Annotated in this window: 11 protein-coding genes and 2 pseudogenes; 5 read left to right on the plus strand and 8 right to left on the minus strand. The window is 63.7% G+C overall.

The window, feature by feature from the left end:
- Nucleotides 1-93: 93 nt before the first annotated feature.
- Complete coding sequence (locus ACO07W_RS12510) at nt 94-963, minus strand: RDD family protein (protein ID WP_421843592.1); 870 nt, start codon at nt 961-963, stop codon at nt 94-96.
- A 192-nt stretch (nt 964-1,155) separates the two neighbouring features.
- Here ACO07W_RS12510 and ACO07W_RS12515 point away from each other — a divergent pair, with 192 nt between their 5' ends.
- Nucleotides 1,156-2,148 carry a stage II sporulation protein M gene (locus ACO07W_RS12515; RefSeq protein WP_421845962.1) on the plus strand — a complete coding sequence of 331 codons (993 nt, stop codon included), beginning with the start codon at nt 1,156-1,158 and terminating at the stop codon, nt 2,146-2,148.
- 85 nt (nt 2,149-2,233) lie between these two features.
- Here ACO07W_RS12515 and ACO07W_RS12520 read toward each other — a convergent pair whose 3' ends face one another.
- From ACO07W_RS12520 to ACO07W_RS12540, 5 genes are read right to left on the minus strand one after another with little or no spacing between them, the layout of a single operon-like run.
- Nucleotides 2,234-3,556 (minus strand): DUF58 domain-containing protein, encoded by a 1,323-nt coding sequence (locus ACO07W_RS12520; protein WP_421843594.1) that lies wholly within the window; start codon nt 3,554-3,556, stop codon nt 2,234-2,236.
- Nucleotides 3,556-4,533 carry an AAA family ATPase gene (locus tag ACO07W_RS12525; protein WP_421843596.1) on the minus strand — a complete coding sequence of 326 codons (978 nt, stop codon included), beginning with the start codon at nt 4,531-4,533 and terminating at the stop codon, nt 3,556-3,558. Before ACO07W_RS12525 ends, ACO07W_RS12520 begins: the two co-directional genes overlap by 1 nt.
- Complete coding sequence (locus ACO07W_RS12530; RefSeq protein ID WP_421843598.1) at nt 4,530-5,654, minus strand: DUF4350 domain-containing protein; 1,125 nt, start codon at nt 5,652-5,654, stop codon at nt 4,530-4,532. Before ACO07W_RS12530 ends, ACO07W_RS12525 begins: the two co-directional genes overlap by 4 nt.
- Entirely contained in the window at nt 5,651-6,304 is a 654-nt protein-coding gene (locus tag ACO07W_RS12535; RefSeq protein WP_421843600.1) for a DUF4129 domain-containing protein, read from the minus strand. Before ACO07W_RS12535 ends, ACO07W_RS12530 begins: the two co-directional genes overlap by 4 nt.
- A gap of 13 nt (nt 6,305-6,317) precedes the next feature.
- The gene (locus ACO07W_RS12540; RefSeq protein ID WP_421845963.1) at nt 6,318-7,718 is read right to left on the minus strand and encodes a hypothetical protein; all 1,401 of its coding nucleotides are present in this window, start codon (nt 7,716-7,718) and stop codon (nt 6,318-6,320) included.
- A gap of 33 nt (nt 7,719-7,751) precedes the next feature.
- Here ACO07W_RS12540 and ACO07W_RS12545 point away from each other — a divergent pair.
- A pseudogene (locus ACO07W_RS12545) lies at nt 7,752-7,850 on the plus strand (GatB/YqeY domain-containing protein); the annotation flags it as partial.
- 34 nt (nt 7,851-7,884) lie between these two features.
- Here ACO07W_RS12545 and ACO07W_RS12550 read toward each other — a convergent pair.
- The gene (locus tag ACO07W_RS12550) at nt 7,885-9,159 is read right to left on the minus strand and encodes an IS256 family transposase (protein WP_421840071.1); all 1,275 of its coding nucleotides are present in this window, start codon (nt 9,157-9,159) and stop codon (nt 7,885-7,887) included.
- A gap of 123 nt (nt 9,160-9,282) precedes the next feature.
- On the opposite strand from ACO07W_RS12550, the pseudogene ACO07W_RS12555 reads away from it, so the two are divergent.
- Nucleotides 9,283-9,678 (plus strand): annotated as a pseudogene (locus ACO07W_RS12555) (GatB/YqeY domain-containing protein); the annotation flags it as partial.
- A gap of 227 nt (nt 9,679-9,905) precedes the next feature.
- Nucleotides 9,906-10,109: a hypothetical protein gene (locus ACO07W_RS12560; RefSeq protein WP_421843602.1), complete on the plus strand. Its 204-nt coding sequence runs from the start codon at nt 9,906-9,908 to the stop codon at nt 10,107-10,109.
- A 276-nt stretch (nt 10,110-10,385) separates the two neighbouring features.
- Here the strand turns inward: ACO07W_RS12560 and ACO07W_RS12565 are convergent, their stop codons facing one another.
- Nucleotides 10,386-12,272, minus strand: coding sequence for a PPE family protein (locus ACO07W_RS12565; protein ID WP_421845964.1), 1,887 nt, complete (start codon nt 12,270-12,272; stop codon nt 10,386-10,388).
- Nucleotides 12,273-12,437: 165 nt separating this feature from the next.
- Between ACO07W_RS12565 and ACO07W_RS12570 the strand changes: the two genes are divergently transcribed.
- Nucleotides 12,438-13,712, plus strand: coding sequence for an IS256 family transposase (locus ACO07W_RS12570; protein WP_421840071.1), 1,275 nt, complete (start codon nt 12,438-12,440; stop codon nt 13,710-13,712).
- The last annotated feature ends 539 nt before the right edge of the window (nt 13,713-14,251 follow it).

Consider the following 14,251-nt stretch of genomic DNA (forward strand, 5'->3'; position numbering starts at 1 on the left):
CAATATCGCGATATGACGCAAAACCAGCCAACGGTAACCGCGCGCTGACTTGGGTTTACGTGGATGCCATGCAAATGAGCGCGGCTCGACCAACTAGTCCGGTGGCGAGAATCCGCTGGCGCTGGGGTCGCCTTGTGGCCAGTGACCGGTCTGTGGTGTCGGCGGCTGTGGCCAGGGCGCCGGATCGGTTGGGGACCACGGCGCAGGACTCGCCGTCGGAGTTGCGGGGCGCAGCCGCGCCAATTCGCGCCGATGCCGCTCGGCGAGGACAGCGGCTAAGACTAGCTGCGGTGGCGCACCGGGAGGTGGCGGCGGCGCGATTCGGGCCAACACATCGCCAGCGATTCGGTAGGCCATCTGTTCACGCAGCCCGGCATCGAGCTGCGCTGCCCGCGAGAGGAATTGACGTGCGACCTCGGCGTGGCCGGCGGGCAGGCCGGATAGCTGCAGCGACGACGCCCACCAAGCCAACGACGGGGGCATCGCCGGCGGCGGCTCCAGTCGGGGTCCGCGTTCGCTGACCACAACCGTGCCAGCGAAGATGTCGCCGATACGTTTCGCCTTCGGCGACAACATGCTGCAGATCACGGCGGGGCTTCCGAACAACATCCAGATCTCCACTGTCGATGCCAGCGCGCGAAATAGCGCCTGCCGAAAGCGTTCCGGGCCACCGTCGTCGGAGACCACTCGCAAACCCATGGCGATCTTGCCCAGCGAGCGGCCGCGGGTAGCCGTTTCTAGCGCCAGTGGATAGCCGACAATCACCAGCACCGTGAAGATGATCAGGAACGCGGTGGTCAACGCGTCGTCGAATTCGGCCAGGGTGGCCGCCCACAGGGTCAGCCCAAGGATGTAGCAGACGAACATGACGGTGATGTCGATCAACGCACCCACCGCGCGCACCGGCAACTGCGCGATCTGCACGTCGAGGACCACCGCGTCCCCGGTCACCACCTCTGACATATCTCGGAACGCTACAGGTCCCGGGGGCTGGCAATCCGCTGTGCCCGGCCCGCCGAGCTTGCGATCGCGCTGGGTTTGGTTGTGGTGATCCGCTGTGCCCGGCCCGCCGAGCTTGCGATCGCGCTGGGTTTGGTTGTGGCGATCCGCTGTGCCCGGCCCGCCGAGCTTGCGATCGCCACTAAGCTGCGCAGAGTGGACGTCGACGCATTCTTGCTGACTCACCGTCGTACGTGGGACCGGCTTGATGTGCTGATCAAGAAACGGCGTTCGCTGACTGGCGCCGAAGTCGATGAACTCGTCGAGCTGTACCAACGAGTATCCACGCATTTATCGATGCTGCGGTCGGTGTCTTCGGATTCGGTGGTGACCGGTCGGCTCTCTAGCCTGGTGGCACGCGCGCGCTCAGCGGTCACCGGCGCCCACGCGCCCCTGACCAGCACGTTTGCCCGGTTTTGGACAGTGTCGTTTCCGGTGGTCGCCTACCGTTCTTGGCGATGGTGGCTGGCAACGGCTGCGGCGTTCTTCGCCGTCGTTGTGGTCATCGCAGCTTGGGTGGCCGGGAGTGCCGAGGTGCAATCGGTCATCGGAACGCCGACCGAGATAGACCAGTTAGTGAACCACGATGTCGAGTCCTACTACAGCGAGCACCCGGCCGCGTCGTTCGCCCTGCACGTTTGGGTGAACAACTCTTGGGTAGCTGCCAGGTGCATCGCGTTGGCTGTTCTGCTGGGATTGCCGATACCCTTGCTGCTGTTCGAAAACGCCGCGAATGCGGGTGTGATCGCTGGGTTGATGTTCCACGCGGGTAAGGGGGACCTGCTGCTTGGCCTGCTCATTCCGCACGGGCTACTTGAGCTGACTGCGGTGTTCCTCGCCGGTGCCGTTGGGATGCGGCTGGGATGGTCGGTCATATCGCCGGGTGATCGACCACGCGGACAGGTTCTTGCCGAGCAAGGCCGAGGTGTTGTGTCGATCGCGGTAGGTCTGGTAGCCGTGTTGTTGATTTCCGGCTTAATCGAAGCCATGGTGACGCCATCGCCTTTGCCGACGTTCGCGCGGATCGGTATCGGAGTGCTTGCCGAGGCGGCTTTCCTCACGTATGTCGTTTACTTTGGTCGCCGCGCTGCAAAATCGGGGGAGACCGGGGATATCGATGACGCACCTGACATAGTCCCCACCGGGTAAGAAGCGTTCATGCGGTGGCAATTAGGTTGAGCAACGATGCGCGCTGCGACAGCGTCGCACGGTGTTCGTACTCGTGATATGAGCGTTAAAGCCGCCCGGTCGCTTTCATCGCGAGATACCGGTCGGCAAGCTCGGGTGCGATTTCGGTAGGTGGAGCGTCGACGACTTCCACTCCGTTCCGGCGGAGTCGTGACGCCATGGCCCGTCGTTCGTTGCGGGCACGTTCGGCGGCCGCCGCGTCATACACCGCGGCCGCATCCGAACGCCCACCTGCCAGTTGGTCCACGCGCGGATCGGCGACCGCAGCGAGTAATACCTGATGTTTGGTCGACAGCCGTGGCAGCACCGGTAGCAGGCCCGCGTCAAGAGCCGGTGCATTGAGGTCAGTCAACAGCACGACCAGCGAACGCCGACGGGTTCGTCGTGAGATATTGGCAACTATTGCGCGCCAGTCAGATTCGACGAGTGCCGGTTGCAGCGGGGCCATCGCGTCAACTATTTGTGCAAGCAGTTCGGTGCGCGAGGCGCCAAATACGCCGGCCCGGCTCACCCTGTCGTGGGCAAGGAAGTCGACGTGGTCGCCGGCCCGCGACGCCAGCGCCGCCAGCAGCAGCGCAGCATCCATCGACCAGTCCAGCCGGGGCCACCCGGCGGGATCAGCTGCGGTCGGGTCAACCCCGACTCGTCCTGCGGCCATCCGCCCGGTGTCGAGCACGATCACCACCCGGCGGTCGCGTTCGGGGCGCCAGGTGCGGACCATGACGTCGGCGCGACGAGCTGACGCCCTCCAGTCGATCGAGCGGACGTCATCGCCGACGACATACTCACGCAGTGAATCGAATTCGGTGCCTTGCCCGCGGATTAGTGTGGGCAATAACCCATCGATCTCCTGCAGCCGGGCCAGGCGTGACGGCAGGTGTTTGCGAGACAGGAACGGCGGCAACACCCTGATCTGGCCAGGCACCGATTGCGAGCTCTGCCGTCCCGCCAATCCCAGCGGGCCGATTGATCGGGCCGTGACCATGGCGGCGCGCTGGTCGCCACGCCGGACTGGCCGCAATCCGGTTTCAATGTGCTGACGCTGGCCGGCTCCAACGTCGACGACGTGCACGCGCGGCTCGGCACGTGCGCTCGGCGGCCAGGCGTCGCGAACCCTGCCACGGAACCGGCGGCGACCGTAATTATGGATCAACAAAACCGCAGTCGCTGGTTGACCGAGCCGGACCGAAGTGTCTGGCGAACGGGAAAAACGCAACCTGCGGGTACTCGCTGCCAACGCGACATCGATGGCTAACGAAAGCATCAGCATTAGCAGAAAGATCGCAAAAGCTTTCGCTGGCCAGGGGGACAGTGCGATGGGCGCGACGCAAATCAACGCCACTAACCCAGGGCGCGCAGTGAGGACCACTATCGGGGTACCGGAACCGAGGCCAATATTCCGTCAAGAACACCGTCTGGTGTGGCGCCCTCGAGCTCGGCTTCCGGGCGCAGCAGCACACGGTGCCGCAGCGTTGGGCGGGCCATGGCTTTTACGTCGTCCGGAGTGACGTAATTACGCCCCGAGAGCCAGGCCCACGACCGCGCGGTTCCCAGTAGGGCCGTGGCCCCACGTGGCGACACGCCGAGTTGGAGCGCGGGGGAGGACCTGGTAGCTCCTGCGATATCGACGATGTAGCCCAGCACCTCATCGGCGACTAGCACCTGGCGCACCGCGTCCCGACCGGCCGCCAACTCGGACGGACCGGCTACCGGTTTGATAGAGGACAGGTTGCCGGGATCGAAGCCGTGCGCGTGTCGACCGAGGATGGTGATCTCGGAGTCACGAGACGGCAGAGTCACATTCAACTTCAGCAGAAACCGGTCGAGTTGGGCTTCTGGCAATTGATAGGTGCCCTCGTATTCGATCGGGTTCTGTGTCGCGGCGACGATGAAGGGTTCAGGCAGCGTCTTGGGTTCACCGTCCACGCTGACCTGACGTTCCTCCATAGCCTCAAGCAGGGCCGCCTGGGTTTTGGGTGGGGTCCGGTTGATCTCGTCGGCCAGCAGAAGATTCGTGAACACCGGGCCCGGCCGAAACGCGAACGCGGCGGTGCGCGCGTCGTAGACCAACGATCCGGTGACATCGCCGGGCATTAAGTCGGGGGTGAACTGTACCCGCTTAAACTCCAACTGCAATGCGGCAGCGAGGGCACGAACCATCAGCGTTTTCGCCACTCCGGGAACACCTTCTAGAAGCACATGACCTCGACACAGCAGCGCAATCACCAGGCCGCTGACCACTCCGTCTTGTCCGACGACGGCCTTGGCGATCTCTGAGCGCAACGCCAGCAATGCGTCACGCGCCGATTCTGCGATCGGTGTCTGAGTAGGGGCCGATTGAGTCACGAGTGTGTGACCTGCCTTTCGATGTCGTCGAGTGCGCGGGCAACGTTTAGAAGGTCGGCGTCAGTAGCCGGTGGGGGGCCGAACAGGTGGTAGAGAACGAAGTTTGAGCTGATCCCACTGCGCTCCGCGATGGTGGCCACTATTGTCGATGCCGGCGCGCCTGCACCTAGGCCCAGTCGGGGAAGCAGCCGCTGTAGTGCGGCGGTGCGCAGTGCCTCCGCCGCGCGATCGCGGGCCCGGCGGGATCGGTACAGTCGGCCGCGGCCCTCGACAGTTTCCGATGCCCTGACCACAACGGGTAATTCCTCGGCCACCAGCGGACCGACTCGCCGGCCTTTCCACAGCGCCACCAGTAGCACCACCAGCCACAGCTGCCAGACCGTCCAGGCCACGCTGGTCGGAATCAGATCGGAAAGAGATGCCGCAGAGGGTGATTTGCCCTCGACGAACTTGGGTGCGTACCAGACGACACGTGGGCGGTTGCCCGCGAGGTTCATAGCCAGGGCGGCGTTGCCCGCACGCAGCAGGCCGCCATTTGTCATGAAGTCGGTACTGCCAACCACGGTGACGGTTCGGCCTGCTTCGCGAAGGCGAATCAACGCTCCGTCATAGCAGCGGGTTGCCGGTGGGTCGCCTTTGGCGTGGTAGGAGTCAGTCGGCCCGAATCGCACCGATCCAGCTCTATTCGCTTCCCGCAGAGCGCAATTCGGCTCGCTATAAAATGGGCTGGCAGTCCCGATTCGTAGTCTCGGCGCGAGCGCTTCGCGGACTCGTGCCGTGGGTTCTACGAGTAGGAGGTCGCCGGGGGTTTTCGCCAGCCGTTTCAGCAGTGCGGCGTCGCGCAGGTACTGGGTATTCGCCACCAGCAGAAGTGTCTTCGCGCGTGCCGCATGCTCAACATCGGCAATCGTGTCGGCCACAACAACCTCCACACCGCGGTCACGCAGTAGTGTCACCAGTGCGTGAGCCCCCGAGCGGCCAGTGGAGTCGGGGTCCATCGCGCCGCCAGGTCGTGGTGACGTCAGATAGGCGCTGATTACGGCAACGATGGCGATTGCGCCCAAGGCAACCAGCGCTCCGCGCCAGGACCGGCGCCCAGATGTGGCGCGAGTGGAAGTCATCGGACCGGTACCCAGGTGTCGGACGCGGCCGGCTGCGAAACCGTTGATGCTCCCGCAGGGGAACGGGATCGCAGATGGTCGTCGAGATCGGCGATCAACTGATAGGCGCTTTCGGTTCCGGGTCGCTCTCCGTAAGTGACGTCATTGAAAGCCGTCGCTGCCTGCGTCAGTTTGTCGGCCAGGTGCGGCAATGCTGCGCCTGCGTCAACCGCCAGCTCGCTGGCAGTGCGCCCCGGGGCTGGGTTGAGGACGCCGGCCTCCTCCAGCGCACGGGCGACAGCGCGCAGCCGGTGGCGGATCGCGGCAGCCCAGTTCCCCTCGGCAGCATAGTTTTTCGCGGTCGCGCGATGCTGAGCTGCGGTCAGTTGGCCGGCATCGAACAATCGGTGATCGCCGCCGCGATTGGTACGTATGGTGCGGCGCGCGATGCGGATGGCGACGATCACCGCGAGCCCGAGCAATATGAGCAACACGCTGATGGTGAACCACCCACCCGAGACGGACGAGCCCTTCTCCAGCAGCCGGTAAATGAGTTCGTCGATCCAGTCAGTGAACTGCTGTGACGGGGAGTCTTTGGGATAGACCGCTTTCTCCAGCTCGCGCTGCGCAGCCTCATGTGCGGCATCGCGGCCGATGTCGATGGAGGGCACTGTCAGTCAGTCCTCACGCTGGCTGGGGCAGCCAGAGGGCGTCGGTGGATTCCACAGCGGCGGGGCCTTGGGCGGCGCCGGTCTGCAGGACTAGATCGAAGGCTTCGGCGCGCATTCGACGGTCCGTGTAGAGCAGCACGACGACCCCGGCGCTGAACGGCGCGGTGATGATCTGGCCGATTGCTGCGCCGATTGCCGATAATGCGCTAGCGATCAACAGCATGCTGATAGAGCCTTCGGGCTCGGTGACAACCAACAACACTCGGGAAGCGATGCTGAACGGTGCAGCAATCGCATTTCCGACGAGGGCCACGACGAGGACGGTCAGCAATCGGATGCCGAATACGCGCCAGAAGCTACTACGCACCAGCGCGAAGGATCTGGTAATCGCTTCGACGACCGGCAGCCTCTCAAGGACGATCAGCACGGGTGCGAACACCAGCACGGTGTACAGGTAGGCCACCGACATCAGCACCAGGAGGACCAGCGGAAAACCGATGAGAACCGCAGCCGCTCCGTTGGCAGCAGCGGCGACGGCGGCCAGGATCATCACCACCAGCCCGATCAATGCCACCAACCCTACGGCTTCCAGTAGGGCCAGTCCGATCAGTGCTAGCAAGCGGCCGCGCACCTTGGCCCAGGCTTCTCCGACGGTAATTGGGGATCCGAACACCGCTCGACCGACGATGACGGTGAGCATTCCGCTGAGCAACATGCCGCCCAGCCAGCTGACCAGGGCACCGGCAAACATCGACGCTGCCCACGCGCCTGCGACGCTCCATGTCAGCTCGTCCGGCTGTTCTGTCGTCATCTCGCCGTACGCGGCTAACGGGCCGAGAGCGGTGACTAACGCGATGACTTGCATGGTGATCACGACTGCGGCGGTCAACCCCAGTGTCGCTTTCGGGTTGGCGCGGATGTAGCCAACCGCGCCATTGAAGATGTCACTCAGAGTTAAGGGCCGTAGTGGGATTATCCCGGGATTGACCGATCCAGGCCGCAGTGGTGGGCCAAGGTTGGGTGAGCTGCCGTAGCCGGGTGGGGCGGTGTAGTTCGGTGGGGGGCCGTAGCCGGGTGGGGCGGTGTAGTTCGGTGGGGGGCCGTAGCCGGGTGGGGCGGTGTAGCTGGGTGGGGGGCCGTAGCCGGGCGGGGCGGTGTAGCTGGGTGGGGGACCGTAGCCGGGTGGGGGACCGTAGCCAGGGGGTGGGGCCTCATATCTCAACGGCGGAAGCCCGGCCGGAGCATATTTTGGGGGCCCTGGTGGTGGATCAACCGGATGACCAGGCGGCAGCGTGCTCACCGGACACAACGGCTGTCGTGGCTTTTCATAGCCTCCATCCTGTCGACGGTCGGTCCATTTCTCAATCTTGGGTCCCGTGTTGTGCCGTCGGCGTGCCCGCAGGCGCGTCGCAATAGCCGCTCTGGCGCGACGCGTAGCGTCAGTGACATGGCGGAACTCAAATCACGGCTCCGATCGGACCTGACCCAGGCGATGAAGGCGCAGGACCTGCGAACCGCAACCCTAGGTGGCGTCTTAGGACTGGTGTAAAAACGCTGGGCGCATGTTCCTGGTGGTCATGTTACGCGGCGGTGGTGTCGGTCGTGGTTGTTGTGGTGGGGGGATGCAGTGGGCGGGGTGGCTCGAGCAGTTGGTGGCGTAGTTCTTGGAGGTGGCGGCTGGTCGCTGATGTTTGGGTGACTCCGCGCCAGCCGCGGCTGGCGCGGTCGAGGACGGCCCATACCAGCGACAGACAGCTGGTTTCGCCGGGTAGGCGGCCGATGACCTTGACCCGGCGACGGGATTCTCCGAAGGTGCGTTCGATGAGGTTGGAATGGCGGATGCGTGTCCAGTGTTGGCGGGGGAAGCGCAAATGCACGCTCAGCGAGGCGAAGTCGTTGGCCAGGCAAGCGACCGCGGCTGGGTAGAGCCCGCGGTATGTGGTGGTGAACTCCTCGGCGCGGCGGGTGGCTTCATCCACGGCCTGCTGGCCGGGTGGCTGGTCAATGTCATCGAAGATCGACCAGAACGCGGCTTTGATCTCGTCCTGGACCGCGACAGGTGTCTTGGCGATGACGTTACGGCAGCGATGGATCAGACACCGCTGACGCAGGCTTGCCGGAAACGTGGTCTCCCATGCGGCGATCAGGCCCGGCGCCCCGTCGGAGATGCCCAGTAGCGGCGGGCGTAGTCCCCGGTTCCTCAGGTCAGCCAAGAAGTCGGCCCACGCATCAGCCGACTCCGCTGCGGCTGGGGCCAGCCCAATAAACAGGGGCTTGCCGTCGGTGCAGATGCCCCAGGCGGCCAGCACCGGCTCGGCCGGGGCGTTGGGATGCATCCGAAAGTTCGAGGCATCCAAGAACAGGTAGTCCAACACCAGCTCATCAAGGCGTCGAGACGACCACGCAGCGAACTCGTCTTTGATGGCCGCACAAATCCGGCTCACCGTCGAGCGCGACAACGCCGCCTGCGAGCCCAGCACCTCGGCCAACGCGGCCTCGATGTCGCGATCCGACAAACCGCGCACCCATCCCGAAATCACCAACGCCTCCAGAGCGTGGGTGCGCGTCACCCCGGCACCGAATAGCCGCGAACAGAACCGCTCGTCGGTGTCGCGTAGTTTCGGGCGGCATAATTCGACCGAGCCCATCGTGGTCTTCACCGTCGCCGGCGGTTGATACCCATTGCGGTACCCGCCCGGGCCGTCCTGAACCCGACGCTGGTGACGGGCTCGGCCCAACACTGCTTCTACCTCGGCCTCCACGGCGACCTGAAACACCAGACGCACCGATAACCGCCCGACCTCCTCCAAAATCTCGGTCAACGGCCGCTCGGTCGCGGCGAACAACTGATCCATCTCAACACGCACACGCTCAATCGGCGATACTCGCTTGGTCACGGGCGTAGCCCCTCCTTCATAGCTTTCGTCGGTTGCGACGGAACCTACGCCCGTGACCATTTACACCAGCGATGAGACGCGACCGCAACCCTACGTATGGTGTTGGCGGCGATCCAGGCAGAGGAGGTCTCGGGCAAGCGGGCAAAGGAGCTCTCCGACGACGAAGTCATCAAAGTACTGGCAAGCGAATCTCGGAGACGTGGCGAGTCCGCGGAGATCTACACCCAGAACGGTCGAGGTGAGCTCGCCGCCACCGAGCACGCCGAGGCTCGGATCATCGACGAGTATTTGCCGACGCCACTTACCGAGGCTGAGGTGGCCGACGTTGCCGATACCGCCATCGCCGAAGTGGCCGAGCAGATCGGGCACCGACCCGGAATGAGACAGATGGGGCTAGTAATGAAGCTGGCCAATGATATTGCGGCGGGCAAGGCGGACGGCGCGCGTTTGTCTGCAGCAGTGAAAGAGCGCCTCTAAAACCCAGGCCGGTGCAGATGTCGCAGCGGTGTTTCCTGTTTATCGGGGCGGCGCCTTGACGTTGCCGTGCCCTTCCGTATCGGCGGCTATCCGCGCGGAGCCGTTGGGAAAGCCCTGAGTAAACGTCGGAAAATCACTGCACACGATTCCGGCGTGTCGCGCCTTCGCGGCTTACCCACACCACCATCATCTGAAGGATGAATGGGACATCAAACGAGGCAAGATCTGTGTCAGTTGATATGCACGTACTTGTGTACCCAGGCAGCGCTGAGGAGACTCACGGCATTGTGATCGAGGATTTCGGGGATTTGCCCTTCCAGGCGATCGAAGTCAGCGATACGCAGATCGCACCGGCCGCACGGAGATGGGCCGTCACACTCGACAGTGGCGAGCTGATCTTCGTCAACAGCGATCAACTGGCGGTCGCGTAGAAAGTGCCGCTGCTTTTTGGCGGCTGCTGCACCAGTTCTTGACCGCTGGGGCCGAAGCTACGGGCCGTTTCTGCTCGATGGTTTGGACATGCGGCGGGGTCAGTCCGCAGCACAGGTTCCGCAACGCCCGCGCTGAGCCTGTCATCGGCTGGCCGAATGGGGAAACAGGTCGGCTGCAGATTTGGTCGCCGATGGCATTCGGCGCGCCGTACGATTTCACGGTTCGGGCGAATCAGCAGCCGTAATTGTTCCCTGGCTAGCCGATCAGGCGCGAATTCATGTTGACTGCAAAACTCCCGAACTTCCGGAGCCGGAGTTCAGCGCACCCGAAGCGTCGCGGCCCTGGTTGAGGATCCCCGAAACATAGCTGGCGCTACTTCCCAGGCCCGAGTTAAAGTCGCCCACGTTTCCATACCCCGAGTTCGTATCGCCGAAGTTGTTGACACCTGAGTTCGCGCTGCCGGAGTTTCTGAATCCTGAGTTACCGGTGCCCGTGTTTTCGAAGCCTGAGTTTGGTCCGGGGCCGATGATCGAGCTACCGATGGCGGTGTTGAGCCGGCCGGAATTGTAGGCGCCGGTGTTCGCGCTGCCCGCGTTATACGCTCCTGTGTTGGTGTTGCCCGCGTTGTAGGCGCCGGTGTTGGTGTCGCCGGCGTTCCAGAGGCCGGTGTTGTAGTCGCCCGCGTTGTAGGCGCCGGTGTTGGTGTTGCCGGCGTTCCAGAGGCCGGTGTTGTAGTCGCCCGCGTTGTAGGCGCCGGTGTTGGTGTTGCCGGCGTTCCAGAGGCCGGTGTTGTAGTCGCCCGCGTTGTAGGCGCCGATGTTTGAGATGCCTGAATTTCCGAGTCCCAGGTCTCCGACACCTGAGTTGACGACGCCAATATTTCCGGTGCCCGTGTTTCCCAAGCCGATGTTGCCGCTGCCCGAGTTGAAGAAGCCAATGTTGTTGCTGCCGGAATTTCCAAAACCAATGTTGTTGCTGCCTGAGTTAAGTCCGCCGAATCCCACCTGGTTGTTGCCGGTAAGGCCGATCCCAATGTTGTTGCTGCCGGTGTTTCCGAAGCCTATGTTGTTGCTGCCGGTGTTTCCAAACCCAATGTTGTTGTGTCCGGACGTCGCTCCGGGGCCTGAATTCCCGAATCCGTAATTGCCGTTGCCGATGTTGCCGCTGCCAAAGTTGCCGTTGCCGATATTGCCGTCGCCGAGGTTGAGGTTCCCGGTGTTGCCGCTGCCGGTGTTGCCGCTGCCGATGTTGCCGCTGCCGAAGTTCTGGTCGCCGATGTTCCCACCGCCGATGTTGTAGCTGCCGATGTTGCCGTTGCCCGAGTTGAAACTTCCGATGTTCCCGCTGCCCAGGTTGCTCGCACCCGCGTTAGCGCTGCCGGTGTTGGCGCTGCCAATGTTGCCGCCGCCCAGGTTGAAGTCGCCGATGTTTCCGCTGCCCAGATTTCCCGTGCCGATGTTGCCGCCGCCTATGCCAATGTTGATGGGGAGGCCGCCTAAAGCGGGGTTGGGGACGCCGGTCAGCGTGATGCTCAAGTTGAGGTTTCCAGTGTTGCCGAGACCGAGGTTGAGGAAGCCGTTGTTGCCGGCGCCCACGTTGCCGGCGCCCACGTTGCCGATGCCCACATTGAAAATACCGGTGTTTCCGACCCCCAAGTTTCCGTTCGCTAGCTGGCCCGGCAGGCTTTGTAGCACCTGCTGCCATGGTTGCAGGCTTGCCGCCGCCGCCGACGCTCCGCCGTGATACCCCGTCATTGCGGTGACATCTTGAGCCCACATCATCTCGTACTGACCTTCGACCGCCGCAATTGCCGGTGCGTTGAACCCCAGCAGGTTTGACCGCACCAGCGATACCAGCTCAGTTCGATTGGCGGCCACCAACCCCGGGTGCACAATCGCCGCTCTGGCCGCCTCGTAGACAGCGGCCACCGCTTTGGCCTGGACTGCCGCGCCCACGGCCTGCGCCGCTGCCGCGCTCAGCCACGCCTGATAGGGGGCAGCCGCAGCCGTCATCGCCGCTGCTGCCGGACCCTGCCATGACTGGCCAGTCAACTGCGAAGTCACCGAAGAGAATGACGACGCCGTTGTGCTCAATTCATCGGCCAGCCCCTGCCACGCTTGGGCTGCGGTCAACATCGGCCCGGAGCCAGCGCCGGAAAACATCTGCAGCGAAATGGTCTCCGGCGGCAACGTCACGAAATTGGTCGCGTCTCATCGCTGGTGTAAATGGTCACGGGCGTAGGTTCCGTCGCAACCGACGAAAGCTATGAAGGAGGGGCTACGCCCGTGACCAAGCGAGTATCGCCGATTGAGCGTGTGCGTGTTGAGATGGATCAGTTGTTCGCCGCGACCGAGCGGCCGTTGACCGAGATTTTGGAGGAGGTCGGGCGGTTATCGGTGCGTCTGGTGTTTCAGGTCGCCGTGGAGGCCGAGGTAGAAGCAGTGTTGGGCCGAGCCCGTCACCAGCGTCGGGTTCAGGACGGCCCGGGCGGGTACCGCAATGGGTATCAACCGCCGGCGACGGTGAAGACCACGATGGGCTCGGTCGAATTATGCCGCCCGAAACTACGCGACACCGACGAGCGGTTCTGTTCGCGGCTATTCGGTGCCGGGGTGACGCGCACCCACGCTCTGGAGGCGTTGGTGATTTCGGGATGGGTGCGCGGTTTGTCGGATCGCGACATCGAGGCCGCGTTGGCCGAGGTGCTGGGCTCGCAGGCGGCGTTGTCGCGCTCGACGGTGAGCCGGATTTGTGCGGCCATCAAAGACGAGTTCGCTGCGTGGTCGTCTCGACGCCTTGATGAGCTGGTGTTGGACTACCTGTTCTTGGATGCCTCGAACTTTCGGATGCATCCCAACGCCCCGGCCGAGCCGGTGCTGGCCGCCTGGGGCATCTGCACCGACGGCAAGCCCCTGTTTATTGGGCTGGCCCCAGCCGCAGCGGAGTCGGCTGATGCGTGGGCCGACTTCTTGGCTGACCTGAGGAACCGGGGACTACGCCCGCCGCTACTGGGCATCTCCGACGGGGCGCCGGGCCTGATCGCCGCATGGGAGACCACGTTTCCGGCAAGCCTGCGTCAGCGGTGTCTGATCCATCGCTGCCGTAACGTCATCGCCAAGACACCTGTCGCGGTCCAGGACGAGATCAAAGCCGCGTTCTGGTCGATCTTCGATGACATTGACCAGCCACCCGGCCAGCAGGCCGTGGATGAAGCCACCCGCCGCGCCGAGGAGTTCACCACCACATACCGCGGGCTCTACCCAGCCGCGGTCGCTTGCCTGGCCAACGACTTCGCCTCGCTGAGCGTGCATTTGCGCTTCCCCCGCCAACACTGGACACGCATCCGCCATTCCAACCTCATCGAACGCACCTTCGGAGAATCCCGTCGCCGGGTCAAGGTCATCGGCCGCCTACCCGGCGAAACCAGCTGTCTGTCGCTGGTATGGGCCGTCCTCGACCGCGCCAGCCGCGGCTGGCGCGGAGTCACCCAAACATCAGCGACCAGCCGCCACCTCCAAGAACTACGCCACCAACTGCTCGAGCCACCCCGCCCACTGCATCCCCCCACCACAACAACCACGACCGACACCACCGCCGCGTAACATGACCACCAGGAACATGCGCCCAGCGTTTTTACACCAGTCCTAAGACGCCACCACGAAATTCACCACGAACGTCCTCTCGTTGCTCGGCTTGTCTGCGTCTGGCCGACAGAGCCACGTGCGTCACCTTTGCGGCCAAACCGATTCTGGGCACAGCCGCGAATCGTCCTGCTCTCCGCGCCAACGGCATACTGCATCGGCTATGAGAACGTTGACTTCAGGACAACCTTGTACGCTACGACAATCCTGGTGAGTGCGAAGTGTTTTCGTGAAACCCCATGGTCGTTACCGGCGTCGGCGCATTCTGCGCTCTCTGGTTGCATACCCGCGGCCTCGTAGGAATGGGTGAAGCTCGTGCCTGCAGCGGTGTAGTTCATGGTGGTGGACTCGGCAACGGCAGGTCTTGTGGAAGTCGGCGGCCTGATCACATCGAGTGTGTCGGCAAACCTGTGGCATCGAATGGCCAACTGACAGTTGGCCGTCCAAACCCAATGTCGGTTGCTCCGTTCTCCCTGTCACCTGGCGTCGGATACCGTGCA

The sequence above is a fragment of the Mycobacterium sp. genome (genome assembly GCF_965230835.1).
Classification (GTDB): Bacteria; Actinomycetota; Actinomycetes; order Mycobacteriales; family Mycobacteriaceae; genus Mycobacterium.

Coding starts and splice junctions, on each gene's coding strand:
- ACO07W_RS12510 (WP_421843592.1), bottom strand. CDS start 963: ATGTCAGAGGTGGTGACCGGGGACGCGGTGGTCCTCGACGTGCAGATC.
- ACO07W_RS12550 (WP_421840071.1), bottom strand. CDS start 9,159: ATGGATCAGTTGTTCGCCGCGACCGAGCGGCCGTTGACCGAGATTTTG.
- ACO07W_RS12565 (WP_421845964.1), bottom strand. CDS start 12,272: ATGTTTTCCGGCGCTGGCTCCGGGCCGATGTTGACCGCAGCCCAAGCG.
- ACO07W_RS12530 (WP_421843598.1), bottom strand. CDS start 5,654: ATGACTTCCACTCGCGCCACATCTGGGCGCCGGTCCTGGCGCGGAGCG.
- ACO07W_RS12570 (WP_421840071.1), top strand. CDS start 12,438: ATGGATCAGTTGTTCGCCGCGACCGAGCGGCCGTTGACCGAGATTTTG.